This window comes from Pseudomonas sp. 8209 (assembly GCF_028682105.1).
In the GTDB taxonomy this organism is placed as follows: Bacteria; Pseudomonadota; Gammaproteobacteria; order Pseudomonadales; family Pseudomonadaceae; genus Aquipseudomonas; species Aquipseudomonas palmensis.
Map to the genome: position 1 here is coordinate 585,056 of NZ_JANIAH010000002.1, position 24,573 is coordinate 609,628.

At 64.4% G+C, this 24,573-nt stretch carries 25 protein-coding genes; 11 read left to right on the forward strand and 14 right to left on the reverse strand.

Translation table 11 applies throughout. The features are described 5' to 3' along the window. Position 1: 1 nt before the first annotated feature. From lptC to NP552_RS06385, 8 genes are all read left to right on the forward strand, one after another. Positions 2-574: an LPS export ABC transporter periplasmic protein LptC gene (gene lptC / locus NP552_RS06350; protein WP_043862455.1), complete on the forward strand. Its 573-nt coding sequence runs from the start codon at positions 2-4 to the stop codon at positions 572-574. After that, positions 561-1,085 (forward strand): lipopolysaccharide transport periplasmic protein LptA, encoded by a 525-nt coding sequence (gene lptA / locus NP552_RS06355; protein WP_054916380.1) that lies wholly within the window; start codon positions 561-563, stop codon positions 1,083-1,085. The genes lptC and lptA overlap by 14 nt, the downstream gene beginning before the upstream one ends. Then, entirely contained in the window at positions 1,086-1,811 is a 726-nt protein-coding gene (lptB, locus tag NP552_RS06360; RefSeq protein ID WP_043862457.1) for an LPS export ABC transporter ATP-binding protein, read from the forward strand. A gap of 188 nt (positions 1,812-1,999) precedes the next feature. Continuing rightward, positions 2,000-3,493, forward strand: coding sequence for an RNA polymerase factor sigma-54 (locus NP552_RS06365; RefSeq protein WP_043862458.1), 1,494 nt, complete (start codon positions 2,000-2,002; stop codon positions 3,491-3,493). Between the two features lie 82 nt (positions 3,494-3,575). Beyond that, complete coding sequence (hpf, locus tag NP552_RS06370) at positions 3,576-3,884, forward strand: ribosome hibernation-promoting factor, HPF/YfiA family (RefSeq protein ID WP_043862459.1); 309 nt, start codon at positions 3,576-3,578, stop codon at positions 3,882-3,884. Positions 3,885-3,896: 12 nt separating this feature from the next. After that, positions 3,897-4,361, forward strand: a complete 465-nt coding sequence (gene ptsN, locus NP552_RS06375; RefSeq protein ID WP_043862460.1) for a PTS IIA-like nitrogen regulatory protein PtsN — start codon at positions 3,897-3,899, stop codon at positions 4,359-4,361. A gap of 2 nt (positions 4,362-4,363) precedes the next feature. Continuing rightward, on the forward strand, positions 4,364-5,218 hold the full coding sequence (gene rapZ, locus NP552_RS06380) for an RNase adapter RapZ (protein WP_043862461.1): 855 nt from the start codon (positions 4,364-4,366) through the stop codon (positions 5,216-5,218). 20 nt (positions 5,219-5,238) lie between these two features. Continuing rightward, positions 5,239-5,511: an HPr family phosphocarrier protein gene (locus tag NP552_RS06385; RefSeq protein WP_043862462.1), complete on the forward strand. Its 273-nt coding sequence runs from the start codon at positions 5,239-5,241 to the stop codon at positions 5,509-5,511. 15 nt (positions 5,512-5,526) lie between these two features. Here NP552_RS06385 and NP552_RS06390 read toward each other — a convergent pair whose 3' ends face one another. The 6 genes from NP552_RS06390 to pmbA form a co-directional block, all read right to left on the reverse strand. Further along, on the reverse strand, positions 5,527-6,420 hold the full coding sequence (locus tag NP552_RS06390; RefSeq protein ID WP_058541430.1) for a ZIP family metal transporter: 894 nt from the start codon (positions 6,418-6,420) through the stop codon (positions 5,527-5,529). Between the two features lie 11 nt (positions 6,421-6,431). Continuing rightward, entirely contained in the window at positions 6,432-7,043 is a 612-nt protein-coding gene (locus tag NP552_RS06395; RefSeq protein ID WP_043862464.1) for a superoxide dismutase, read from the reverse strand. Between the two features lies 1 nt (position 7,044). Beyond that, positions 7,045-7,506 carry a tetratricopeptide repeat protein gene (locus NP552_RS06400; protein WP_043862465.1) on the reverse strand — a complete coding sequence of 154 codons (462 nt, stop codon included), beginning with the start codon at positions 7,504-7,506 and terminating at the stop codon, positions 7,045-7,047. A gap of 29 nt (positions 7,507-7,535) precedes the next feature. After that, on the reverse strand, positions 7,536-8,912 hold the full coding sequence (locus NP552_RS06405; RefSeq protein WP_274096558.1) for a class II fumarate hydratase: 1,377 nt from the start codon (positions 8,910-8,912) through the stop codon (positions 7,536-7,538). Beyond that, positions 8,905-9,306: a hypothetical protein gene (locus NP552_RS06410; RefSeq protein WP_043862467.1), complete on the reverse strand. Its 402-nt coding sequence runs from the start codon at positions 9,304-9,306 to the stop codon at positions 8,905-8,907. The genes NP552_RS06405 and NP552_RS06410 overlap by 8 nt, the downstream gene beginning before the upstream one ends. 169 nt (positions 9,307-9,475) lie before the next feature. Next, positions 9,476-10,822: a metalloprotease PmbA gene (pmbA, locus tag NP552_RS06415; RefSeq protein WP_043862468.1), complete on the reverse strand. Its 1,347-nt coding sequence runs from the start codon at positions 10,820-10,822 to the stop codon at positions 9,476-9,478. A gap of 108 nt (positions 10,823-10,930) precedes the next feature. On the opposite strand from pmbA, the gene yjgA reads away from it, so the two are divergent. Continuing rightward, entirely contained in the window at positions 10,931-11,452 is a 522-nt protein-coding gene (yjgA, locus tag NP552_RS06420) for a ribosome biogenesis factor YjgA (RefSeq protein WP_043862469.1), read from the forward strand. Positions 11,453-11,494: 42 nt separating this feature from the next. Here yjgA and tldD read toward each other — a convergent pair whose 3' ends face one another. The 8 genes from tldD to mreB form a co-directional block, all read right to left on the reverse strand. After that, positions 11,495-12,934, reverse strand: a complete 1,440-nt coding sequence (gene tldD / locus NP552_RS06425) for a metalloprotease TldD (protein WP_043862470.1) — start codon at positions 12,932-12,934, stop codon at positions 11,495-11,497. A gap of 2 nt (positions 12,935-12,936) precedes the next feature. Continuing rightward, entirely contained in the window at positions 12,937-13,788 is an 852-nt protein-coding gene (locus tag NP552_RS06430; RefSeq protein WP_054916383.1) for a carbon-nitrogen hydrolase family protein, read from the reverse strand. 9 nt (positions 13,789-13,797) lie between these two features. Further along, positions 13,798-17,613, reverse strand: a complete 3,816-nt coding sequence (locus tag NP552_RS06435; protein WP_088515327.1) for a YhdP family protein — start codon at positions 17,611-17,613, stop codon at positions 13,798-13,800. A gap of 79 nt (positions 17,614-17,692) precedes the next feature. Beyond that, positions 17,693-19,150, reverse strand: a complete 1,458-nt coding sequence (gene rng / locus NP552_RS06440) for a ribonuclease G (protein ID WP_043862473.1) — start codon at positions 19,148-19,150, stop codon at positions 17,693-17,695. An 88-nt stretch (positions 19,151-19,238) separates the two neighbouring features. Then, positions 19,239-19,844 carry a Maf family protein gene (locus NP552_RS06445; RefSeq protein WP_043862474.1) on the reverse strand — a complete coding sequence of 202 codons (606 nt, stop codon included), beginning with the start codon at positions 19,842-19,844 and terminating at the stop codon, positions 19,239-19,241. Between the two features lie 37 nt (positions 19,845-19,881). Next, the gene (mreD, locus tag NP552_RS06450) at positions 19,882-20,370 is read right to left on the reverse strand and encodes a rod shape-determining protein MreD (protein WP_043862475.1); all 489 of its coding nucleotides are present in this window, start codon (positions 20,368-20,370) and stop codon (positions 19,882-19,884) included. Further along, on the reverse strand, positions 20,370-21,359 hold the full coding sequence (gene mreC / locus NP552_RS06455) for a rod shape-determining protein MreC (RefSeq protein ID WP_373870457.1): 990 nt from the start codon (positions 21,357-21,359) through the stop codon (positions 20,370-20,372). Before mreC ends, mreD begins: the two co-directional genes overlap by 1 nt. A 205-nt stretch (positions 21,360-21,564) precedes the next feature. Next, on the reverse strand, positions 21,565-22,602 hold the full coding sequence (mreB, locus tag NP552_RS06460) for a rod shape-determining protein MreB (protein ID WP_008371426.1): 1,038 nt from the start codon (positions 22,600-22,602) through the stop codon (positions 21,565-21,567). 205 nt (positions 22,603-22,807) lie between these two features. Here mreB and gatC point away from each other — a divergent pair, with 205 nt between their 5' ends. Beyond that, positions 22,808-23,095: an Asp-tRNA(Asn)/Glu-tRNA(Gln) amidotransferase subunit GatC gene (gene gatC / locus NP552_RS06465; protein WP_043862477.1), complete on the forward strand. Its 288-nt coding sequence runs from the start codon at positions 22,808-22,810 to the stop codon at positions 23,093-23,095. Between the two features lie 16 nt (positions 23,096-23,111). Next, positions 23,112-24,563, forward strand: coding sequence for an Asp-tRNA(Asn)/Glu-tRNA(Gln) amidotransferase subunit GatA (gene gatA / locus NP552_RS06470; RefSeq protein ID WP_043862478.1), 1,452 nt, complete (start codon positions 23,112-23,114; stop codon positions 24,561-24,563). The last annotated feature ends 10 nt before the right edge of the window (positions 24,564-24,573 follow it).

Genomic DNA, 24,573 nt, shown 5'->3' on the forward strand with positions numbered 1-24,573 from the left:
CATGTTCAGTAAAAAGATCCGCAATATCGCGCTGTTCAGTGTGATCGCTGCCTTGTTTGCAGCGGTCGGCTACTGGAACATCAGCCCCGAGACGTTCCTCGACGAGCCCGCAGCGCAGGTCGACGAAAGCGCCATCGACTACTACGCCATCAATGCCCACAGCGTGCAGTTTCTGCCCGATGGCAAGCTGCAGTACGAGATGACCGCCGACAAGGTCGAACACCTCAAGGCCAGCGAAGTGACGCTGCTGACCACGCCGGACCTCAACATGTACCGCGGTACCGCCTACCCGTGGCACGTGCAGAGCACCCGCGGCGAGGTCAACCCGGACGGCACCGAAGTGGAACTGATCGACAACGTGCGGGTTGCCCGCACCGACGACCAGAACCGCGAAACCATCATTACCACTACCCGCATGACAGTCTTCCCGCAGAAGCAATATGCGCAGACCGAGCAAGCCGTTAGAATCGACGGCGCCGGTGGCACAACTACGGGCAAGGGAATGAAAGCGTATCTGAAAGACGGCAGGATGAACCTGCTGTCCAACGTAAGAGGACAGTATGAGGCTCGTTAAAACCCTCCCCTTTTTGCTCAGCCTGAGCGCAGCACTGGGAAGCGCGAGCGCCTGGGCCCTGCCGAACGACCGTGATCAGCCTATCCGTATCCAGGCTGACCAGGCTCAACTGGATGACAAGAAAGGCGTTGCCACCTATACCGGTGACGTGATCATCACCCAGGGCTCGATGATGATCAAAGGCAACACCGTGACCATCACCCGCACTGCCTCCGGCGATATCGACGTCGTGACCTCGGTGGGCAACCTGGCCTACTTCGAGCAGCAGCAGAGCGCAGCCAAGCCGGACAAGATGCAGGGCTACGGCAAGACCATTCAGTACAATGCGCCACAGAACCGCATCGTGCTGATCGACCGCGCCAAGGTCATCAATGAAGGCAACACCACCGAAGGCGAGAAAATCGTCTACGACACGGTGAAGCAGATCGCTACCGCTGGTCGCGGTGGCAAAGTCACCGAGTCGCGTCCGCGCATCGACATGGTGATCCAGCCGAAGAAGAAGGCCGAGTAGATGGCAACCCTCAAAGCCCAGCACCTGGCCAAGGCCTACAAAAGCCGGCAAGTCGTGCGTGATGTCAGCCTGTCCATCGACAGCGGCCAGATCGTCGGCCTGCTCGGCCCCAACGGCGCCGGCAAGACCACCTGCTTCTACATGATCGTCGGCCTGGTACAGGCCGACCAGGGCCGCGTGCTGATCGACGACCTGGACGTCAGCCACCAGCCCATGCATGGTCGCGCACGTGCCGGCATCGGCTACCTGCCGCAGGAAGCCTCGATCTTTCGCAAGCTGTCGGTGGCCGACAACATCATGGCGATCCTCGAGACCCGCAAGGAGCTCGACCGCGATGGTCGCCGCAAGGAGCTTGAAAGCCTGCTGCAGGAATTTCACATCAGCCACATCCGCGACAACCTGGGCATGAGCCTGTCCGGTGGTGAGCGGCGCAGGGTGGAGATTGCCCGGGCACTGGCCACCGCGCCCAAGTTCATCCTGCTCGACGAACCTTTCGCCGGTGTCGACCCGATCTCCGTGGGCGACATCAAGCAGATCATCCACCACCTGAAGGCCAAGGGCATCGGCGTGCTGATCACCGACCACAACGTCCGTGAAACCCTGGATATCTGCGAAACCGCCTACATCGTCAACGATGGCCAGTTGATCGCCGAAGGCGATGCACAGACCATCCTGGCCAACGACCTGGTGAAAGAGGTGTACCTCGGCCACGAGTTCCGCCTGTAAGCTGCGGCACATGGCTGAACATGGCGCTGCCTGGGCGCTGGCAAATGGCTCCACCCGGGGTTAATTGTTCCAGCGCTCTAGGCAAACGCTTTGATTTCAGGCATATAATTTGCTTAAAGTTGGCGCCTCTCGCGCCCTTGTAGTAGATGGCGCCTGTGCGCCGGCGAATAAGGTGTTAAGCCCCAGCCATGAAACCATCGCTCGTCCTAAGAATGGGCCAGCAACTGACGATGACTCCTCAGTTGCAACAGGCTATCCGACTGCTCCAGCTCTCCACCCTGGACCTGCAACAGGAAATCCAGGAGGCGCTGGAGTCCAACCCGATGCTCGAACGCCAGGAAGAAGGCGAGGATTTCGACAACAGCGACCCGATGGCCGACAACGCCGAGACCAAGCCGGTTGCCGAACCTCAGGAGAGCAGCTTCCAGGAGTCCGCCCCCACGGTGGACAACCTCGAAGAAGGCGAATGGAACGAGCGCATCCCCAACGAACTGCCGGTCGACACGGCCTGGGAAGACATCTACCAGACCAGCGCCAGCAGCCTGCCCAGCAATGACGATGACGAGTGGGACTTCACCACCCGCACCTCCGCCGGCGAGAGCCTGCAGAGCCACCTGCTGTGGCAGCTCAACCTGGCACCGATGTCCGACACCGACCGGCTGATTGCCGTGACGCTGATCGACTGCATCAACAACCAGGGCTATCTCGAGGAAACCCTCGAAGAGGTGTGCGAGTCGTTCGACCCGGAACTGGACATCGAACTCGACGAAGTCGAGGCCGTGCTGCACCGTATCCAGCAGTTCGAGCCCGCCGGCATCGGTGCCCGCAACCTCAGCGAATGCCTGCTGCTGCAACTGCGCCAGCTGCCGCCGCGTACGCCGTGGATGGCCGAGGCGCAGCGCCTGGTCAGCGACTACATCGACCTGCTCGGCAGCCGCGACTACAGCCAGCTGATGCGTCGCATGAAGCTCAAGGAAGACGAACTGCGCCAGGTCATCGAACTGGTACAGAGCCTCAACCCGCGCCCCGGCTCGCAGATCGAGTCCAGCGAAGCCGAATACGTGGTGCCCGATGTCATCGTGCGCAAGGATTCCGACCGCTGGCTGGTCGAGCTGAACCAGGAAGCCGTGCCGCGCCTGCGGGTCAACCCGCAATACGCCGGTTTCGTGCGTCGCGCCGACACCAGCGCCGACAACACCTTCATGCGCAACCAGTTGCAGGAGGCGCGCTGGTTCATCAAGAGCCTGCAGAGCCGCAACGAGACGCTGATGAAGGTGGCCACGCAGATCGTCGAGCACCAGCGCGGCTTTCTCGACCACGGCGACGAGGCGATGAAACCGCTGGTACTGCACGATATCGCCGAGGCGGTGGGCATGCACGAGTCGACCATTTCGCGGGTGACCACGCAGAAATACATGCACACCCCGCGCGGCATCTACGAACTGAAATACTTTTTCTCGAGCCACGTGAGCACCTCCGAGGGCGGCGAATGCTCGTCCACGGCGATCCGCGCGATCATCAAGAAACTGGTCGCGGCTGAAAATCAGAAAAAGCCATTGAGTGACAGCAAGATCGCTGGTTTACTGGAGGCACAAGGCATCCAGGTAGCCCGTCGCACCGTCGCCAAGTACCGCGAGTCCCTTGGCATTGCACCGTCGAGCGAACGCAAGCGATTGATGTGACATCCCCTGAGATGTGCCACCGCAATTCAGTGGCAGGCGCAACACCTGCCTCTTATGCACCGGCAACAAAAGGAGAAGCTGTATGCAAGTCAATATCAGTGGACAGCATGTAGAAGTCACTCCGCCACTGCGCGAGTATGTCGAGCAGAAGCTGAAACGACTGGAGGGTCACTTCGACAAGATCACCAACGTGACGGTGATCATGAAGGTCGAAAAGCTTCAGCAGAAAATTGAGGCTACCTTGCAGATCCCGGGCGGCGAAGTGGTTGCCAACGCCGAACATCAAGACATGTATGCAGCGATCGACGCCCTTACCGACAAGCTCGACCGCCAACTGAAAAAACACAAGGAAAAACAGCAAAGCCTCCTGCAAGGTGCAGCGGCCCGCTGATCCCCCCCACCCATGATCCGACTAGAAGATATCCTGACCCCCGGCCGTTCCCTCGTGAACGTGCCGGGCGGCAGTAAAAAGCGTGCGCTCGAACAGATTGCCAATCTGATCGGCAAGGAAGTACCCGAGCTGGACACCCAAACCGTGTTCGAGAGCCTGATCGCCCGTGAAAAACTGGGTTCGACCGGCTTCGGCAATGGTATCGCCATCCCGCACTGCCGCTTGAAAGGTTGTGAAAAACCGGTAAGCGCCCTGCTGCACCTGGACGCTCCCATCGACTTCGACGCCATCGATGGCGCCCCCGTCGACCTGCTGTTTCTGCTGCTGGTCCCGGAAGCCGCCACCGATGCGCACCTTGAGCTGCTGCGCCAGATCGCCAGCATGCTCGACCGCAAGGACGTGCGCGACAAACTGCGCGCGGCCACCGATAGCCAATCCCTGTACCAGGTCGTACTGGACGTGCAAAACGGGCACTGAACATGCGCTTGATCATCGTCAGCGGTCGCTCCGGCTCCGGCAAGAGCACCGCGCTCGCGGTACTTGAGGACAACGGCTACTACTGCATCGACAACCTGCCTGCCGGGCTGTTGCCGCAACTGGCCGAAAACGCACTGATCAATACCGAGCTGCTGCAGCCGCTGGTGGCCGTTTCCATCGACGCGCGCAACCTGCCCAGCCACCTGAGCCGCTTCCCCGAGCTGCTGGAGGATGCCCGCAGCAAGCACATCCATTGCGATGTGGTGTACCTGGACGCGGACGAGGAAACCCTGCTCAAGCGCTTCTCGGAGACGCGCCGACGCCACCCGCTGACCAACACGCAACGCTCCCTGGCCGAAGCCATCCGGGTAGAGAGCGACCTGCTGGGGCCGATCGCCGACCTGGCCGACCTCAAGATCGACACCACCAACCTCAACCTGTACCAGCTGCGCGACTCGATCAAGCTGCGTCTGCTCAACCAGCCCGAGCCGGGCACGGCGTTTCTGGTGGAGTCGTTCGGCTTCAAGCGTGGCATGCCGGTCGACGCCGATCTGGTGTTCGATGTGCGCTGCCTGCCCAACCCCTATTGGAAGCCCGAGCTGCGGGATCATTCGGGGTTGGAGCAACCGGTCATCGACTACCTGGCCGCGCAACCGGACGTCGAGGAGATGTTCCAGGACATTTCGTCGTACCTGCTCAAGTGGCTGCCACGGTTCGCCGCCAGCAACCGGGCCTATGTCACCATCGCCATCGGCTGCACCGGCGGTCATCATCGCTCGGTGTACATCACCGAACGCCTGGGCCAGGTGCTGCAACAAACATTGAAGAACGTCCAGGTTCGCCACCGCGACCTCTAGCCCTCAGGATCCCGCCCGCGATGCCCGCAATTGAAATCGAGATTATCAACAAGCTGGGGCTGCACGCCCGGGCAGCGGCCAAGTTCGTTGGCGTGGCGGGCAAGTACCCGTGTTCGGTGCGTGTAGGCCGTACCCCGGAGTCGATGGTCGATGGCAAGAGCATCATGGCCGTGATGATGCTCGCCGCCGGCAAGGGCACGAGCATCCACCTCAAGACCGAAGGCGAACAGGAAGCCGAAGCGCTGCAAGGCCTGGTCGAACTGATCAACAACTATTTCGACGAAGGCGAGTAACCTCGCCTTCTCGCTTCAGGACAACGCGGTATCCATCACCATCATCAGGCAGAACCCGATGCACAGCCCCAGGCTGGCCAGGCGATGATTGCCGTTGCTGCGTGACTCGGGAATGATCTCCTGGGTCACCACCAGCAACATGGCCCCGGCAGCGAAAGCCAGGCCCAGCGGCAGCATCAGTTCGGCGACGCTCACCACCCACGCGCACAGCACCGCCGCCAGTGGCTCCACCAGCCCGGATGCCGCGCCGATCAGAAACGCCTTGAAACGGCCCATCCCCGCTCCAGCCAGCACCAGCGCGATCACCAGCCCCTCTGGCACATCCTGCAGGGCGATACCCATGGCCAGGCTGTCGGCATCCGGCATGCCGCCACCGGCCGACACCCCGATGGCCATGCCTTCGGGGATGTTGTGGGCAATGATGGCAATCACGAACACCCAGATGCGCGCCGGAATCACCGGCCTGCCGGGCACGGCGACCAGGTCGTCCGGTGTTGCGCCCGAGACCCTGCGGTCCACCAGGTAGATGCAGAACGCACCGAACAGCAGGCCGAAGCTGATCAGGCCACCTGCCCCCCATTTGCCGAAGCCGACCGCCTGTGCGGCGTCCAGCCCCGGGATGATCAACGAGAACGCCGTGGCGGCCAGCATCACGCCTGCACCGAACCCCATCAGGGTATCGGCCACGGCCACCGGCATGCTGCGAATCACCAACACCGGCACTGCGCCCAGGGCAGTGCCCAGCGCACACATGGCCCCACCCTCAAGCGCACGCAACATCCGCGGTTCCAGGTCCAGCCAGGCGAAGCCCTGTACCAGCAGCAACGCCGTCCCCACCAACAGCAACAGTGTGCCCAGCGCCAACCTGAACAGGCGCACACCGCCAATGGCCATCACCTCCGAGCGCATGCCGCTAGGACTCACACCAGGGCAGCAACGTAGCGACGCTCTACTTCGGACCAGTTGATCACGTTGTAGAAGGCGCCGATGTATTCGGGGCGACGGTTCTGGTACAGCAGGTAGTAGGCATGCTCCCACACGTCCAGGCCAAGAATGGGCGTATTGCCATTCATCAGCGGGCTGTCCTGGTTGCCGCTGCTCTCTACCACCAGGGTTTTCTGCGGCGTTACGCTCAGCCACGCCCAGCCACTGCCGAAGCGGGTCAGCGCAGCCTTGGTGAACGCATCCTTGAATGCCTCGAAACCGCCCAGCTGGTCATCGATCGCCTCGCCCACCGCGCCGTGGGGCTGACCGCCGCCGCCGGGCGCCATCACCGTCCAGAACAGACTGTGGTTGGCGTGCCCGCCACCCTGGTTGATCACTGCGGCCTGCAGATTTTGCGGCAGGCTCTTGACGCTGGCGACCAGCTGCTCGATCGGCCACTCGGCGTATTCGGTGCCCTCGATGGCGGCATTGAGGTTGTTGATGTAGGTCTGGTGGTGCTTGCTGTGGTGAATCTGCATGGTCTGGGTGTCGATGTGCGGTTCCAGCGCATCGTAGGCGTACGGCAATGCAGGCAAGGTATGCGGCATATCAGTGGGTTCCATAATGAAGGGCTGGGGGCTGTAGTTGTTCCTGGCCGGCAAACAGCGCCGGCTGCGCCCCCTGGCGGTAGAGCAGGCGTTCGGTACGGGGGTACTGGCCATACTCGCTGATGAAATTGAGCAGTTCGGTGTAGGTCTTGCTGCTCTGGCGCAGCGCCGCATCGCGCAGCAACGGCGAAAGGCGCTGATCCTGGCTGGCCTGCAACAGGCGCTGGTGGATGGCGCACAGGTACTCGGCGCTCTCCTGCGGCTGCTTGAGGCGCAAATGCAGGTCGGCCAGGTTGTGGTGCGAAATCACACAGGCGGCCACCGCCTCGTCGGCGTCCTGCCAGCGCTCGAACAACACCTGGGCCAAGGCCAGGGCCTGCAAGTACAACTCGCGGGCATCCACCAGATCGCCCTGTTGGAACAGGCGGTTGGCTATTTCAGTGGTGCGTTTCCAATGCTGCATGACAGAAACCTCCGAAGCGGTGGGCGGTGTCAGATACCGCCGGCCGTGAGTTTTTCAGGGTCGAGCAGGACTTCCAGCTGGCTGCGCGGCAGGTCGGTGTGTTCCAGCGCAACCTCGATGATCGGGCGCCCCTGCTTGTAGGCGGTCTTGGCGATTTCGGCAGCCTTCTGGTAGCCGATGATCGGGTTCAGCGCGGTCACCAGGATCGGGTTGCGCGCCAGGGCTTCCTTGAGCTTGGGTTCGTTGACCTTGAAGGTGGCGATGGCCTTGTCGGCCAGCAGACGGCTCACATTGGCCATCAGCTCGATGCTGCCCAGCAGGTTCTGCGCAATGATCGGCAGCATCACGTTCAGTTCGAAGTTGCCCGACTGGCCCGCCACGGCGATGGCCGCATCGTTGCCGATGACCTGCGCGGCCACCATGGCGGTGGCTTCCGGAATCACCGGGTTGACCTTGCCCGGCATGATCGAGGAGCCAGGCTGCAGCCCTTCAAGCTGGATCTCGCCCAGCCCGGCAAGCGGGCCGGAGTTCATCCAGCGCAGGTCGTTGGCGATCTTCATCAGGGCCACGGCGGTGGCCTTGAGCTGGCCGGAAACAGCCACGGCGGTGTCCTGCGAGCCGATCAGGGCAAACAGGTTTTCCCCCGGCACGAACTGCACCCCGGTCAGGCCGCTCAGTTGCTGGCTGAAGCGCGCGGCGAACGCGGGGTGGGCGTTGATCCCGGTGCCCACCGCAGTGCCGCCCTGGGCCAGGGCCTGCAGGCTTGGCAGGGTGTCGTTCAAGTGACCGATGCCCGCCTTGACCTGTGCCGCCCAGCCGCCCAGCACCTGGCTCATGCGCACGGGCATGGCGTCCATCAGGTGGGTGCGACCGGTCTTGATGAACGGGTGCACCTGCTCGGCCTTGTGCTCGATCACCTGCACCAGGTGCCTGAGCGCCGGCAGCAGTTGTTCGTGCAGGGCCAGCGCGGCGCTCACGTGGATGGTGGTGGGGATGATGTCGTTGCTGCTCTGGCCGCAGTTGACATGGTCATTTGGGTTTACCGTGTCGCCCAGCACACGGCTGGCCAGGGTCGCGATCACCTCGTTGGCATTCATGTTGGAGCTGGTGCCGGAGCCGGTCTGGTACACGTCGACCGGGAAGTGCTGCATGAAATCGCCAGCCAGCAACTGTTCCACGGCGGTGACGATGGCAGCGCCCTGTGCCTGGCTGATCTGCTCCAGCTCGACGTTGGCCTTGGCGGCGGCGGCCTTGGCCAGCAGCAGGGCCCGGATGAACTGGGTCGGCATGCGCTGCTGGCTGATCGGGAAGTTGTTCACCGCGCGCTGGGTCTGGGCGCCATACAGGGCCTCGGCCGGCACCTGCAGCTCACCCATGCTGTCACGCTCGATACGGGTATTACTCATCATCAAGTCCTTGCATCAGTTCAGCGAAAGAAATCGAAGGCAGCAGCGTGCAGTTCGCCAGTTGCAGGGCGAAGGGCTGCCAGCGCTGGCCGTGCTCGCCGCCGTCGAGCTTGCGCAGCTGCAGCAGCGGCTTCCAGGCCTGGTCCAGGCACAAGCAGCGCCAATGCCACGGCAGCATGCGGTCGCACGCGGTGTCGAGCAGCAGGCGGAAGGAAGTCAAGGCGACGGTCCAGGCCGAGGTCTCGGTGCAGCAGACCAGGTAGCGACCTTCGGCCAGGTAGTGTTCGATCAGGCGCGGCTCGTCGGGCTCGAGGGCACAGCGAATTCGCCGGCTCAGCCAGCGCCAGTTTTCGAGGTAGGGCAATTCGTGAAGGACAGGTCTCATGAACATCATCGCCTAGATAATGATAGTCATTATTAAGTGATAATCAGAATCAGTTCAAGTGCGACCAAAGGCGAAAAGCAAAAAGCCCGGCACGGGGCCGGGCTTCGATGTGTAACCGGAGGTGGCCCCTTCGCCGGCAACGCCGGCGCCTACGGGGACCGCGCACAGGCCGGCGGTGTCAGCTGCCGGCGACCGTCATGCGCTCGATCAGCACCGAGCCTGTGTGAATATTGCTACGGGTTTCAAGATCGTTGCCGATAGCGACAATCTGCTGGAACATGTCCTTCATGTTGCCGGCAATCGTGACTTCCTGAACCGCAAACTGGATCTCGCCGTTCTCCACCCAGTACCCCGCTGCGCCGCGCGAATAGTCACCGGTCACCATGTTCAAGCCATGCCCCATCAGCTCGGTCACCAGCAACCCGCGCCCCATGCGGCGCAGCAATGCAGCCTGATCTTCGACCCCATGCGTGACGAACAGGTTGTGCACGCCACCGGCGTTGGCGGTGCTTGGCAGCCCCAGCTTGCGTCCGGAATAGGTGCTCAGCACATACGACACCAGCTCGCCATTTTCGACGAACGGCTTGGCATAGGTCGCCAGGCCGTCCCCATCGAACGAGGCACTGCCCAGGGCACGCTGCAGGTGCGGCCGCTCGTCCAGAGTCAGCCAGCTGGGGAACAGGCGCTGGCCCATGCAGCCTTCCAGAAACGACGACTTGCGGTACAGGTTGCCGCCGGAAATCGCCGACAGGAAACTGCCGAACAACCCGCCGGCCAGCTCCGCCGAGAACAGCACCGGTACCTCGCAGGTCGGCACCGGACGTGCGCCCAGGCGCGCCGCCGCACGCTGCGCAGCGCGACGCCCGATGCTCTGCGGATCGGCCAGCAGCTCGCCCTGGCGGTTCACGTCATACCAGTAGTCACGCTGCATCTGCCCGTCACCTTCGGCGATCATCACGCAGCTCAGGCTGTGGCGGGTGGAGGCGTAGCCACCGATGAAGCCGTGGCTGTTGCCGTACACCCGGCATCCCTGGTGGGTGCTGAGTGTGGTGCCATCGGCGTTCTTGATGCGGGCATCGGTGTCGAACGCCGCAGCTTCGCAGGCCAGGGCCTTTTCGATGGCCTGCTCGGGGGTGATGTCCCAGGCGTGATAGAGGTCGAAATCCTGCAGGTCACGGGCCATCAGGGCCGGGTCGGCCAGGCCCGAGCATTCGTCCTCGGAGGTGTGCTTGGCGATGGCCAGGGCCGCCGCCACGGTTTCGCGAATGGCATCGCTGCCACTGGCCGAGGTGCTTGCCGAGCCCTTGCGCTGGCCCACATACAGGGTGATGCCGAAGCCCTGGTCGCGGTTGAACTCCACCGTCTCCACCTCGCGCTGGCGCACCGAGGTCGACAGCCCCTGCTCCAGCGATACGGCCACTTCGCAGGCGCTGGCGCCCTGGCGCCGGGCTTCGGCGATGATCTGTTCGACCTGTTCCTGCAACGCCGGCAGGGCCTGCGGACCTACGCTCTGGACTGCACTCATGGTTTTCTCCACTCAAATTCTGCGTTCGGCTCGGGTCAATCTACGACCGGACCGGACAAGCGGCCCCCGACTGGTTATCATGGCGGCGATTCTCAGCGGACTGCCCCCATGGTTGATTCTTACGACACCGCCTTCGACGGCGAAAAAAGCAAAACCCAAATCAAGCGCGAGATGCAGGCGCTGGTTGATATGGGCGAGCGCCTTACCACGCTCAAGCCCGATATCCTGGCCAAACTGCCCTTGACCGACGAACTGCGCGCGGCCCTGGAAGAGCACAAGCGGCACACCGCGAACGAAGCCAAGCGCCGTCACAAGTCGTTCATCGGCAAGCTGATGCGCGACCAGGACATCGACGCGATCCTCGCGCTGCTCGACCAGCTCGACGCCTCTTCGCGCCAGTACAACGAACGCTTCCACAACCTCGAACGCTGGCGCGACCGGCTGATCGGCGGCACCGACGACGTACTGGAGAAGTTCGTCCAGGAATACCCGGACGCCGATCGCCAGCAGCTGCGCTCGCTGATCCGCCAGGCCCAGCACGAGCTGGCGCGCAACAAGGCGCCCACCGCCAGCCGCAAGATCTTCAAGTACATCCGCGACCTCGACGAAATCCAGCGCGGCCTGCGCTGATTCTCGCCACCGGGCAGGCACCCTGCCCGCCCGGTTTCATGCTCATGCGCCCGTGCCACCCACGGTGATCGCATCGATCTTCAGGGTCGGCTGGCCAACGCCCACCGGCACCGACTGCCCATCCTTGCCACAGGTACCCACACCACTGTCCAGCGACAGGTCGTTGCCGACCATCGACACCCGGCTCATGGCCTCGGGGCCGTTGCCGATCAGCGTCGCACCCTTGACCGGCGCGGTGATCTTGCCGTCTTCGATCAGGTAAGCCTCGCTGGTGGAGAACACGAACTTGCCGCTGGTGATGTCCACCTGGCCACCGCCGAGGTTGGCGCAGTAGATGCCACGCTTGACCGAGGCGATGATCTCAGCCGGGTCGCTTTCGCCGGCGCGCATGTAGGTGTTGGTCATGCGTGGCATCGGCAGGTGCGCATACGACTCGCGCCGCCCGTTGCCGGTGACTGCCATGCCCATCAGGCGGGCATTGAGCTTGTCCTGCATGTAGCCCTTGAGAATGCCGTTCTCGATCAGTGTGGTGCATTCGGTCGGGGTGCCTTCGTCATCCACGCTCAACGAACCGCGGCGCCCTTCGAGGGTGCCGTCGTCGACGATGGTGCACAGGCTGGACGCGACCTTCTCGCCCAGGTGGCCACTGTAGGCCGAGCTGCCCTTGCGGTTGAAATCGCCCTCCAGGCCATGCCCGACCGCCTCGTGCAGCAGCACACCGGACCACCCGGCGCCCATCACCACCGGCAAGGTGCCGGCCGGTGCCGGAATGGCCTCAAGGTTGACCAGTGCCTGGCGCAGCGCCTCGCGGGCAAAACCCATCACCCGCTCGTCGGTGAAGTAGCGGTAGTCGGTGCGCCCGCCGCCGCCATGCCCGCCACGTTCGCGACGGCCATTCTGCTCGACGATCACACTGACGTTGAAGCGCACCAGCGGCCGCACGTCGGCCGCCAGGCTGCCATCGGCAGCGGCCACCAGAATGCGCTCCCACACCCCGGCCATGCTCACGCTGACCTGCTGGATACGCGGGTCCAGGGCACGCGTGGCCACGTCGACACGCTTGAGCAGCTCGACCTTCTCGGCGCGGCTGAGCACATCCAGCGGGTTGCCCGGCGCATACAGCGCGGTCACGTCCTGGCTCTTGAAGGCCTGCACGCTGCCATTCTGGCCGGCGCGGGAAATGGAGCGCGCGGCGCGTGCAGCGGAAGTCAGGGCTTCGAGGTTAATCGCGTTGCTGTAGGCAAAGCCGGTCTTTTCACCAGACTGGGCGCGTACCCCGACCCCCTGGTCGAGGTTGAAGCTGCCTTCCTTGACGATGCCGTCTTCAAGCGCCCAGGACTCTGAAATCTGGCCCTGGAAGTACAGGTCGGCGGCGTCGATTCCCGGCCCGGCCAACTCGCCCAGCACCGATTGCAGGCTGTCGAGGGTCAGGCCGCCCGGCGCCAGCAGGTGATCGCTGACAGTGGATAACAACTCGCTCATAGTCACTCCGAGGTGTGCGCAGGCCGCAATGCGTCCTGCGAAAAAAAGCGCCGGTGCGAGGCCACCGGCATCCGCGCCCGAATGGACGCCTGTTCGCTGCTGTCGCGGGGCGCCAGCAGCACCGCTTCACCGCTGGCCTGCTGGGCAACGATACGCCCCCAGGGGTCGACGATGGCGGCATGGCCATGGGTTTCCCGTGGCCCCGGGTGCGTGCCGCCCTGGGCGGCCGCCAATACGTAACACTGTGTCTCTATGGCCCTGGCGCGAATCAGCACGTCCCAATGGGCCGCACCGGTTACTGCAGTAAAGGCTGCCGGTGCACTGATCAGTTCGGCTCCGGCCGCACGCAGCGCGCTGTACAGCTCGGGAAAGCGCAGGTCGTAGCACACGCTCAGGCCCAGGCGCCCCACCGGGGTATCGGCCACCACCACCCGCGCGCCGTGGGCATAATCGTCCGACTCGCGGTAGCGGCCACGGTTGTCGGCCACATCCACATCGAACAGATGCAATTTGTCGTAGCGGGCCACCTGCTCGCCGTGCTCGTCGACCAGCAGGGAGCAGGCATGGGCTTTGGCCTCGGGCCGGTCGAGCGGCGGCAGCGGTAAGGTGCCCGCTACAATCCATAACCTGAGGTCGCGGGCCGCCTGTTTCAACCAGGGCAGGATCGGCCCCTCCCCCAGCGCCTCGGCCCGGCCGATGGCGGCGCTGTCGCGCCGGCCCATGGCAGCGAAGTTTTCCGGCAGCACCGCCAGCCGCGCGCCCCCTTCGGCAGCCCGCTCCAGCAGGGCACGGGCCCGCGCCAGGTTGCCCGGCACATCGTCCTGGCTGACCATCTGAATAACCGCTGACGTCATGTCCATGTTCTAGCGCGACTTCTCGAAAGGTTTGATAAAGCTAATCTTAGGCTCTTTCCACGGGCCCTCGACGCGGTAATGCACACTGGCATAGCGCGCCACCCGATCCCCCAGCAGCCGGTCCACCAGGAACAGCGCCCCGCCCACCGCTGGCGCGCCCACGATCAGCGCCGCCAGGGGCAGGTTGTTGGTCACCGGCAAGGTCACCTGCAAGGTCGCATCGACCCGGTCCCGAACCATGTCCAGGGTGCCATCAAGCTCGAGGTTACTGGACGGGCCGGTCAGGGTGATCGGCTCGCGCGTCACATACACCCCCTCGCTTGCCACCAGCAGGCCCTTGACCCGGTCGTAGCTCAGGCCCTTGTCGAGCAGGTCGGAGAAGTCCAGGCGCAGGCGCCGGCCGATCGAGTTGAAATTGAGCAGGCCGAACACGCGCAAGGCCTGCGCCCCGCCTTCCACTTCGACGAACTGCCCCTTGCGCAGCAAGGCATCGAGGTTGCCGGAGAAGTGCTTGAGGCTGACCCAGGCCGGCGACCCCTGCCAGCGTCCGTCCACGTCCAGGCGGAAGTCGCGGCTGGTCACCGTCGGCGCGAAGCCCCAGGCGGTCAGCACATCGGCCAGGTTCTTGCCTTCCAGGCGCCCCTTGTACCAACTGTCGCTGCGCCCCGGCGTGCCTTCCCAGGTGGCGGTGCCATCGATCGCCAGGCCCTTGAGGTTCAGGTCCAGGTCGTTCAAGGCCACGCCCTTGGAGGTGGGACGGGTTTTCAGCGCGACGCTGCCGAGCAGATCATCGCCAAGGAACAGCCTGCCGATGCTCAGGTCGATCGCCGGGATCTTGCGCGGGTCGACATCGGCCAGCGGGTCCGGTCCGTCCACTGCGCTGGCGTCGGCCGGGTCGGACGGCGGCAGGTGGAGGGTCGGCAGGTTGATCACGATCGGGGCGCCCTTGGCATCGGGCAGCCGGGCCGTGCCGATGACCTCCTTGCTGTCCAGGCGCAGGTTCCAGAAGTTGCTCCCGCGGTCCAGGCGTACCACTGCCTGGTTGAGGGTCTGGCCAAAGCCCTTGAGCTGGCCGATGCTCACGTCCACGCTGTTGAGCACCTGCCGGGCATTGCCCCCCGGATCGTCACCGGCCATCTGCTCGAACTGCTTCTGCCAGGGCTCAATGTCCAGCTGGGCGAGCCGGCCACGCACCCGCAGGCCCTGACCGGCCGGCAGTTGCGCCGTGCCGTTGCCCAGCAGCAGCTCACCGCGCCCCTGGCCGAGCTTGCCGGCAGGCGCGGCATAGGCCAGCCTGGCGACGTCGGCGTAGGCCACATCGAAGCGCTGTTGCGGCCCTTGCAGGTTCATCTTGAACTGCGTGGCCCGGGTTTCGCTGACCGCCTTGCCGAACGGCGCCGGCAGGTCCACTTTCAGGCCCTTGAGGGTAGAGTCGATGCTCAGCTGGTTTTCGCGGCTGCCGACACTGACCTGCAACTGGTAGGGGATTTCTCCGGAGGCTGGCAAGGGCTGGGTGAATTTCAGCCAGTCGGTCAGCGCCTTCAAGGCGATCTGGCCCTTGGCGGCGATACGGGTCTGCAGTTGCCCAGGCTGCCCCTCGGCAAAGATCTGTGCGCTGATGGGCTTGTCGAAGGCGCGCGCGGTGATGTTCTGGCCGCTGAGCCCCTTGTCGAAGTCGAAGCGGAAAGTGCCGTTCAACTGGCTCAGCTCCAGCGGCGGTTCACTCAGCTTCAGGCGCGCCTGTTCGGTGCTGAAATCCACCAGCACCTTGGGCTGCTGGCCGTGCTCCAGGGGGATATCGAGCTTGAGCTTGCCCTGCAGCGGGCCCTCGCCTTCCCAGCCGGCGAAGGTCGGGCCGGTACCGATCGGCGCGTCCTGCAGGATCTTCACCCCGTCGGCCAGGCGCCCGTCGAACTCTCCGTCCAGGTACAGGTGGGTATGCTCGCCTTCGTTCACATGGGGAATGTTCACGTCCACATTGCGCACCCGGGTGCCGAGCAACTGGCCGCTGCGCGCCTTGACCCGCACACCGGTGTCCTCGATGAACACGTCGCCATCGACCTTGCTCACGTGGGGCCAGCCGGGCTGGAAGTCCAGCTCGGCGTCATGCACCTTGAAGAACAGGCTGATGCTGCGCGACTCGGGGGTCGCGCCGTGGTGCAGCGAGCCCTGGTACTGGAAGTAGCCTTCATCCACCGCGCCCTTGAGGATTGCGGTGCGCAACCAGTGGTCCAGCGCAGGGCTGAGCACTTCGGGCAGGTACTTGGCGGTGTAGCGGCCATCGCCGTCGACCAGGCCCACACGCAGGTCCATGTAGTCTTCGCGTGCATCGTCGAACAGCAGCCGGATCAGGAAGTCGCCGGCAATCCTGCCCTCGTCACCCAGCACCTTCAGGTACGGCGCAACCAGGGTGAAACCCTCGGAGTCCAGTCGCCAGGTCAGGCGTGCATTGGCCTTCAGGTAATGCCAGGGGTCGGCGAAGATCGGCGTCAGGTGCAGCATGAACTTGTCGGTGTCCAGGCGCAGCTCGCCCTGGCCCAGGTCGCCGCTGATGCTGCCGCTGACATTTCCGGCAGCGGGGGCGCCGTGGTAGGCATTGAAGCCGACGCGGTCCAGGTTGGCTGCAAAGCTCAGGCGCTGATCACCTTCGGCCCTGGGCCGCACGTCCAGGCGCACATTGCGCAGGCCGCCGGTGACCTTGAGGCCCTCGACCACGGCCATGCCCGCCTCCGGCAGCGGCGCGAGCGCCTGAATCAGCGGGGTCAGCGGGGTCAAATCGAGGCGGTCGGCCTGGATCGCCCACACTTCATCGGCCGGCTCGGTGGCGGCGCTCTGCCTGAGTTGAACGTGGGATTCCCAGCGGGTGTCGCCCAGGCTCATGGCGAGGGAATCGAGCACCACGTCAAAGCCCTTGTCGCTACGCCTGAACCAGGCATTGAGCGCCAGGTTCTCGACCTTTACCGCCTTGCGACCGGCATGCGCACCCTTGAGCTGGGGCGCGTTGAGGCGCAGCGTCGCGGTCTGCAACTGGCCTTTGCCCCACCCTACCCAGGCCTCGCCACCGGCACGCAGTTCGCTGGCCGTGTACGGGCCCAGCAGCCGCGCCGGCACCCATTTGGCCCAGTCGCTTTGTGGCAGGCTGAGGTAGGCATCCACCGCACCGTCGCGCCACTGGTCGGCGCGCACGCGGCTGCGCAGGCTCAGGCTCATCGGCTGGCCGTCGGGCAGGGTCAGGCGCGCATCCAGGCGCTGGCGCACGCTGCCGGTCTGCAGCCCGAGGCTCACATAGGTCAGGGTCATCGGCTCATGCGCGAACGGCTCCAGGGTCACCTGGCTGTCGAGCACCGACACCTTCGCCACCACCTGGCTGCGTTCGAGCAACTGCTGTACATCCAGTGGCTGATCGTCCTGCACCGGCAGCCCCTTGAGGCTCCAGTGACCGTTTTCATCTTCGTGCAGGTTCAGTTGCAGGCCGCCCAGTTCGACCTGGGCCAGGCGGACCTGACGCTGCATCAGGCTGGCCCACAGGTCGGGCACCACCTTGACCTCGTCCAGGCGCAAGGCGCCGGCGCCTTCGCCCAGCTGCACGTCGCGCACGCGCAACACCGGCGCAAGACCGCTCCAGCGGCCTTCCAGGGCACCGATATGCACCGGCATGCCCAGTGCGGCCTCGGCCTTCTGCTCCACCTCGGCGCGGTACTCGGCAACCAGTGGCACCAGCTCGCGGCCAAGGCTGACGTACAACGCCACCAGCACGGCAAGCAAGGCGCACAGGCCAAGCCCCCAACGGGTCAAGATGCCCAGAACGCGGATCAGACGCTCCATGGCAAGGGCTCCCCGTGTGGTCCGTTAACTATGGCCCGGTACGCGCAGTTTTCCAGCGCAGGGTAGGTTTCAACGCGAGTCAGAGCAGCACCACATCGTATTGTTCCTGGGAATACATGGACTCCACCTGGAAGCGGATGGTTCGCCCGATGAATGCCTCCAGCTCCGCCACGTTGCCCGATTCCTCGTCGAGCAGGCGGTCCACCACCTTCTGGTTGGCCAGCACCCGGTAGCCTTCGGCCTGGTAGGCGCGGGCCTCGCGCAGGATCTCGCGGAAAATTTCGTAACAGATGGTCTCAGGGGTCTTCAGCTTGCCGCGGCCCTGGCAACTGGCGCATGGTTCGCACAGCACCTGTTCAAGGCTTTCGCGGGTGCGCTTGCGGGTCATCTGCACCAGCCCCAGCTCGGTGATGCCGATGATGTTGGTCTTGGCGTGATCACGTTCCAGCTGTTTTTCCAGGGTACGCAGCACCTGGCGCTGGTGTTCTTCGTCTTCCATATCGATGAAGTCGATGATGATGATGCCGCCGATGTTGCGCAGGCGCAGCTGGCGGGCAATCGCCGTGGCAGCCTCCAGGTTGGTCTTGAAGATGGTCTCTTCGAGGTTGCGGTGGCCGACGAAGGCCCCGGTGTTGACGTCGATGGTGGTCATCGCCTCGGCCGGGTCAACCACCAGGTAGCCGCCGGACTTGAGCGGCACCTTGCGCTCCAGGGCGCGCTGGATCTCGTCCTCGACGCCATACAGGTCGAAGATCGGCCGCTCCCCCGGGTAATGCTCCAGACGGTCGGCGATTTCCGGCATCAGCTCGGCGACGAACTGCGTGGTCTTCTGGAAGGTTTCCCGTGAATCGATGCGGATCTTCTCGATCTTGGGGTTGACCAGGTCGCGCAGGGTACGCAGGGCCAGGCCCAGGTCTTCGTAGATTTCGGTGGGTGCGCCAACGGTCTTGATCTGGGCCCCGATCTGGTCCCACAAGCGACGCAGGTAGCGGATGTCCATGACGATCTCGTCGGCGCCGGCGCCCTCGGCCGCGGTGCGCAGGATGAACCCGCCGGCGTCCTGGATGTTTTCCTGGGCGATGCAGTCGGTGACCACCTGCTTGAGCCGCTCGCGTTCGCCTTCGTCCTCGATCTTCAGCGAGATGCCCACATGGCTGGTACGCGGCATGTACACCAGATAGCGCGACGGGATCGACAGCTGGGTAGTCAGGCGTGCGCCCTTGGAGCCGATCGGGTCCTTGGTCACCTGCACCACCAGGCTCTGGCCTTCGTGCACCAGGGCACTGATGGTCTCGACACTGGCGCCTTCGCGCTGGGAGATTTCCGAGGCGTGGATGAACGCCGCGCGCTCCAGGCCGATATCGACGAACGCCGCCTGCATGCCGGGCAGCACCCGCACCACCTTGCCCTTGTAGATGTTGCCGACGATGCCCCGCCGCTGGGTGCGCTCGACGTGCACCTCTTGAAGAACACCGTTCTCCACCACCGCCACGCGTGATTCCATCGGCGTGATATTGATCAGAATCTCTTCACTCATGGCAGGCTCTCGTCAAAGGTCTTCAGCTAATGATGGATTGCCCGGCGGTCGCTGGCGAGCAATTAAAGGGGTACGGGCAGTTCCTCGCTCAACGGGGCGGCAGGCCTTGCCAGCAGGGAATGGCAAATTGCTCCAGCAGCTCGGCGGTTTCGCTCAGCGGCAAGCCGACCACCGCCGAGTAGCTGCCCTGCAGCGCCTTGACGAAAATTGCCGCCAGGCCCTGAATCGCATAGCTGCCGGCCTTGTCCTGCGGCTCGCCGCTGGCCCAGTAGGCCAGGGCCTGTTCGGGGCTGATGGGGCGCAGGCTGACGCGGCTGGCAACGTTCACGCTCAGGCAGCGCTCGCCATCGGTCACCGCCACTGCCGTCAGCACGTCGTGCTCGCGTCCGGACAATGCGGCCAGCATGGCCAGGGCGTCGGCCTGCCCCTGCGGCTTGCCGAGGATCTGCCCGTCGAGCACCACCGCAGTGTCGGCGCCCAGTACCGCCAGGTGCCCTTCCACGCCGCTGGCGCGCAACACCGCCAGGCCGGCAGCCGCCTTCTCGCGCGCCAGGCGCTCGACATAGGCGTCAGCCGGTTCGGCATCCAGAGGGGTTTCATCGATGCTGGCGGCCACCGGGGTGAACGGCACGCCGATCTGGGAGAGCAGCTCACGTCGGCGTGGCGAACCAGAGGCCAGGTACAGCGGGGTCATGTGACGTCTCCGTGTCAGCGTCGGTGGGCAACGCGAATCAGTTGATACTCAGGCGTCGGCGCAGGCCGCGCAAGGCGAAGCTGATCCAGGGCCACAGCAGCGCACTGATCACCGCCGGCCACACCAGCGCCAGGGTCGGCTGGCGATTGCCGGTCAGGGCGCTGAGCCACAGCTGAACCAGCTGGGCCAGGCCGAAGATCACCAGAATCACCAGGCTCTGCTGCCACATGGGGAACATGCGCAGGCGTTGCTGCAGCGACAGCACCAGGAAGGTGATAAGCACCAGCACCAGGGCGTTCTGCCCCAGCAGCGTGCCGTACAGCACGTCCTCGGCAAGCCCCAGCACGAATGCGGTGGTCATGCCGACCTTGTGCGGCAGGTGCAGCGTCCAGAAGGCCAGCAGCAGGGCCAGCCACAGCGGACGGAAAATCTCCATGAACGGCAGCGTGGGCCACACGCTCAGCAGCAGGCCGATCAGGAAGGTCAACCAGACCACCCAACCGTTGCGGCTACGGGTACTGCTCATCAGTGTCTCTCCCGAGAAGTGGCCGGGGCGGCTGCAGGGGCAGCGGGCGCGGCGGCAGGAGCAGGTGCAGGGGTTGGCGCAGGCGTGCCCGGCGCAGCGGGTGCGGCAGGTGCGCCCGGCGCGGCAGCCGGCATGCTGCCATCGATCGGGCTCTGCGCCTGGCGATCAGCCGCTTCCTGAGCCTGCGCGGCATCGGCGGCGCGCTGTTCGGGGGTGCGGCTGTCGGAAAACACCAGCAGCATGTAGCGGCTGCGGTTGAGCGCCGCGGTCGGCACCGCCCGCACGATGGCGAACGGCTGCCCGGAGTCGTGGATCACCTCGCGCACCGTGGCCACCGGGTAGCCGGCCGGGAAGCGCTGGCCCAGGCCGGAACTGACCAGCAGGTCGCCTTCCTTGATGTCGGCGGTGTCGGCCACGTGGCGCAGTTCCAGGCGTTCGGGATTGCCGGTGCCGCTGGCAATCGCGCGCAGGCCGTTGCGGTTGACCTGCACCGGAATGCTGTGGGTGGTGTCGGTGAGCAGCAGTACCCGCGAGGTGTACGGCATCAGCTCGACCACCTGGCCCATCAGGCCACGGGCGTCGAGCACCGGCTGGCCCAGCACCACGCCGTCGCGTTCGCCCTTGTTGATCAGGATGCGGTGGGTAAAGGGGTTGGGGTCGACGCCGATCAGCTCGGCCACCTCGACCTTCTCGTTGACCAGCGCCGAGGAGTTGAGCAACTCGCGCAGGCGCACGTTCTGCTCGGTCAGGGCCGCCAGCTTCTGCAGGCGACCTTGCAGCAGCAAGGCTTCGGTCTTGAGTTTCTCGTTCTCGGCGATCAGCTCGGTGCGGCTGCCGAACTGGCTGGCCACGCCCTGCCACATGCGTTGCGGGAAGTCGCTGATGGTATAGGAAGGCATCAGCACCAGCGCCATCTGGCTGCGCAGCGGCTTGAGCAAGGTAAAGCGGGCGTCCACCACCATCAGGGCGATAGACAGCACAACCAGCACAAGCAGGTGCACGCCCAGCGAAGGGCCTTTGGCGAAAAGCGGTTTAATAGGCCGCTCCTCGAAGATTCAGGGGGTCATTCATACGGCAACGCACCGGCCTGCTTGCAGGATGGATGGAAACGACGCCCACACGCGCCACCAGCACATACAGGTAGCACTGTGGGCGCTACCTGTAAACCGGGGGACGGGGTGGGCGGTCAGCAAATCACTCGCTGGAGAGCAGGTCCATGGTGTGTTTGTCCATCATCTCCAGCGCGCGACCGCCGCCACGGGCGACACAGGTCAGCGGGTCTTCGGCGACGATCACCGGCAGGCCGGTTTCCTGGGCCAGCAGCTTGTCCAGGTCGCGCAGCAGCGCACCACCACCGGTCAGCACCAGGCCGCGCTCGGCGATGTCCGAAGCCAGCTCCGGTGGCGATTGCTCCAGGGCGCTCTTGACCGCCTGCACGATGGTCGCCAGCGATTCCTGAAGGGCTTCGAGCACTTCGTTGGAGTTCAGGGTGAAGGCACGTGGCACGCCTTCGGCCAGGTTGCGGCCGCGTACGTCGACTTCACGCACTTCGCCGCCCGGGTAGGCAGTACCGATTTCCTGCTTGATACGCTCGGCGGTGGACTCGCCGATCAGGCTGCCGTAGTTGCGGCGCACGTAGGTGACGATGGCCTCGTCGAAACGGTCGCCACCCACACGCACGGATTCGGCGTACACCACACCATTGAGGGAGATCAGTGCGATTTCGGTGGTACCACCACCAATATCGACGACCATCGAACCACGGGCTTCCTCGACCGGCAGGCCGGCACCGATGGCGGCGGCCATCGGCTCTTCGATCAGGAACACTTCACGGGCACCGGCACCGAGGGCCGACTCGCGAATGGCGCGGCGCTCTACCTGGGTCGACTTGCACGGAACGCAGATCAGCACGCGAGGGCTGGGCTGCAGAAAACTGTTTTCGTGAACCTTGTTGATGAAGTACTGCAGCATCTTTTCGCAGACGCTGAAATCGGCGATCACGCCGTCCTTCATCGGACGAATGGCAGCGATGTTGCCGGGCGTACGGCCGAGCATGCGCTTGGCCTCGGTGCCGACAGCGACGACACTTTTCTGGTTGCCGTGAGTACGAATGGCCACAACCGAAGGCTCATTCAGGACGATACCGCGCTCACGCACGTAAATAAGGGTGTTGGCAGTGCCCAGGTCGATGGAAAGATCGCTGGAAAACATGCCACGCAGTTTCTTGAACATGGGAAAGTGACCCTAGGCAACGCGTGGGTAAAAAAGTGCGGCAAACTCTAACAACGGCGGGGATTTTGGGCAAGGCGCCAATATGTTAAATTGGCAGTTTTTCCGAGCAAGCCAGCACACAATCGCGGCCTTATGACCGTAAATCTGCCAGCATGTTCCTCATTCGCGGACCAATTCCGTTTTTTGTTTTCCCCTGGAGATCCCCATGGCGCTTGAACGCTGCGACGTGGAAAAGATCGCTCACCTGGCCCGCCTGGGCCTCAATGAAGCCGATCTTCCGCGCACTACCGATGCCTTGAACAGTATTCTGGGTTTGGTCGACCAGATGCAAGCGGTCGACACCACTGGCATCGAGCCATTGGCCCACCCCCTTGAAGCCCGTCAGCGCCTGCGTGCCGACGTGGTAACAGAAAGTAACCAGAGAGACAGCTACCAGGCCATCGCCCCGGCGACCGAAAGCGGCCTGTACCTGGTTCCTAAAGTCATCGAGTAAGGGAATAGAGCCTGCCATGCATCAACTGACCCTGGCCGAGATCGCCCGCGGACTCGCCGACAAAGCCTTTTCTGCCGAAGAGCTGACCCGCACGCTGCTGGCGCGCATCCAGCAGCTCGACCCGCAAATCAACAGTTTCATCAGCGTCACCGAAGACCTGGCCCTGGACCAGGCGCGTGCCGCCGACGCCCGCCGCGCTGGCGGTGAAACCGGCGCCCTGCTGGGCGCCCCCATCGCCCACAAGGACCTGTTCTGCACCCAGGGCGTGCGCACCAGCTGCGGCTCGAAGATGCTCGACAACTTCGTCTCGCCGTATGACGCCACCGTGGTCAGCAAGCTGGCCGAGGCCGGCATGGTCACCCTGGGCAAGACCAACATGGACGAGTTCGCCATGGGTTCGGCCAACGAATCCAGCCACTACGGCGCGGTGAAGAACCCGTGGAACCTCGAACACGTGCCGGGCGGTTCGTCCGGCGGTTCGGCCGCCGCCGTGGCCGCGCGCCTGCTGCCGGCCACCACCGGCACCGACACCGGTGGTTCGATCCGCCAGCCGGCGGCGCTGACCAACCTCACCGGCCTCAAGCCGACCTACGGTCGCGTGTCGCGCTGGGGCATGATTGCCTACGCCTCCAGCCTCGACCAGGGTGGCCCGCTGGCGCGTACCGCCGAAGACTGCGCGCTGCTGCTGCAGGCCATGGCCGGTTTCGACGCCAAGGACTCCACCAGCATCGACGAACCGGTGCCCGATTACAGCGCCCCGCTCAACGCCTCGCTGCAGGGCCTGCGCATCGGCCTGCCGAAGGAGTACTTCGGTGCCGGCCTGGACCCGCGCATCGCCGACCTGATCCAGGCCAGCGTCAAGGAGCTGGAAAAGCTCGGCGCGGTGGTCAAGCAGATCAGCCTGCCGAACATGCAGCACGCGATCCCTGCGTACTACGTCATCGCCCCGGCCGAAGCCTCGTCCAACCTCTCGCGTTTCGACGGCGTGCGCTTCGGCTACCGCTGCGAAGACCCCAAGGACCTCACCGACCTGTACAAGCGTTCACGCGGTGAAGGCTTCGGCCCCGAGGTGCAGCGGCGCATCATGGTCGGCGCCTACGCGCTGTCGGCCGGCTACTACGATGCCTACTACCTGCAGGCGCAGAAGATCCGCCGCCTGATCAAGAACGACTTCATGGCCGCCTTCGAAGAGGTCGACGTGATTCTCGGCCCGACCACGCCCAACCCGGCCTGGAAGCTTGGCGCCAAGAACAGCGACCCGGTCGCCGCCTACCTGGAAGACGTCTACACCATCACCGCCAACCTCGCCGGCCTGCCAGGCCTGTCGATGCCGGCCGGTTTTGTCGACGGCCTGCCGGTCGGCGTGCAACTGCTGGCCCCGTATTTCCAGGAAGGCCGCCTGCTCAACGTCGCGCACCGCTATCAGCAAGTGACTGATTGGCACACCCGCGCACCTACCGGCTTCTGAGGGACAGACA

Bases quoted from the DNA above. Each gene is read 5' to 3' on its own strand.
- lptC (WP_043862455.1), top strand. From the start codon at position 2: ATGTTCAGTAAAAAGATCCGCAATATCGCGCTGTTCAGTGTGATCGCT.
- lptA (WP_054916380.1), top strand. From the start codon at position 561: ATGAGGCTCGTTAAAACCCTCCCCTTTTTGCTCAGCCTGAGCGCAGCA.
- lptB (WP_043862457.1), top strand. From the start codon at position 1,086: ATGGCAACCCTCAAAGCCCAGCACCTGGCCAAGGCCTACAAAAGCCGG.
- NP552_RS06365 (WP_043862458.1), top strand. From the start codon at position 2,000: ATGAAACCATCGCTCGTCCTAAGAATGGGCCAGCAACTGACGATGACT.
- hpf (WP_043862459.1), top strand. From the start codon at position 3,576: ATGCAAGTCAATATCAGTGGACAGCATGTAGAAGTCACTCCGCCACTG.
- ptsN (WP_043862460.1), top strand. From the start codon at position 3,897: ATGATCCGACTAGAAGATATCCTGACCCCCGGCCGTTCCCTCGTGAAC.
- rapZ (WP_043862461.1), top strand. From the start codon at position 4,364: ATGCGCTTGATCATCGTCAGCGGTCGCTCCGGCTCCGGCAAGAGCACC.
- NP552_RS06385 (WP_043862462.1), top strand. From the start codon at position 5,239: ATGCCCGCAATTGAAATCGAGATTATCAACAAGCTGGGGCTGCACGCC.
- NP552_RS06390 (WP_058541430.1), bottom strand. From the start codon at position 6,420: ATGCGCTCGGAGGTGATGGCCATTGGCGGTGTGCGCCTGTTCAGGTTG.
- NP552_RS06395 (WP_043862464.1), bottom strand. From the start codon at position 7,043: ATGCCGCATACCTTGCCTGCATTGCCGTACGCCTACGATGCGCTGGAA.
- NP552_RS06400 (WP_043862465.1), bottom strand. From the start codon at position 7,506: ATGCAGCATTGGAAACGCACCACTGAAATAGCCAACCGCCTGTTCCAA.
- NP552_RS06405 (WP_274096558.1), bottom strand. From the start codon at position 8,912: ATGAGTAATACCCGTATCGAGCGTGACAGCATGGGTGAGCTGCAGGTG.
- NP552_RS06410 (WP_043862467.1), bottom strand. From the start codon at position 9,306: ATGATGTTCATGAGACCTGTCCTTCACGAATTGCCCTACCTCGAAAAC.
- pmbA (WP_043862468.1), bottom strand. From the start codon at position 10,822: ATGAGTGCAGTCCAGAGCGTAGGTCCGCAGGCCCTGCCGGCGTTGCAG.
- yjgA (WP_043862469.1), top strand. From the start codon at position 10,931: ATGGTTGATTCTTACGACACCGCCTTCGACGGCGAAAAAAGCAAAACC.
- tldD (WP_043862470.1), bottom strand. From the start codon at position 12,934: ATGAGCGAGTTGTTATCCACTGTCAGCGATCACCTGCTGGCGCCGGGC.
- NP552_RS06430 (WP_054916383.1), bottom strand. From the start codon at position 13,788: ATGACGTCAGCGGTTATTCAGATGGTCAGCCAGGACGATGTGCCGGGC.
- NP552_RS06435 (WP_088515327.1), bottom strand. From the start codon at position 17,613: ATGGAGCGTCTGATCCGCGTTCTGGGCATCTTGACCCGTTGGGGGCTT.
- rng (WP_043862473.1), bottom strand. From the start codon at position 19,150: ATGAGTGAAGAGATTCTGATCAATATCACGCCGATGGAATCACGCGTG.
- NP552_RS06445 (WP_043862474.1), bottom strand. From the start codon at position 19,844: ATGACCCCGCTGTACCTGGCCTCTGGTTCGCCACGCCGACGTGAGCTG.
- mreD (WP_043862475.1), bottom strand. From the start codon at position 20,370: ATGAGCAGTACCCGTAGCCGCAACGGTTGGGTGGTCTGGTTGACCTTC.
- mreB (WP_008371426.1), bottom strand. From the start codon at position 22,602: ATGTTCAAGAAACTGCGTGGCATGTTTTCCAGCGATCTTTCCATCGAC.
- gatC (WP_043862477.1), top strand. From the start codon at position 22,808: ATGGCGCTTGAACGCTGCGACGTGGAAAAGATCGCTCACCTGGCCCGC.
- gatA (WP_043862478.1), top strand. From the start codon at position 23,112: ATGCATCAACTGACCCTGGCCGAGATCGCCCGCGGACTCGCCGACAAA.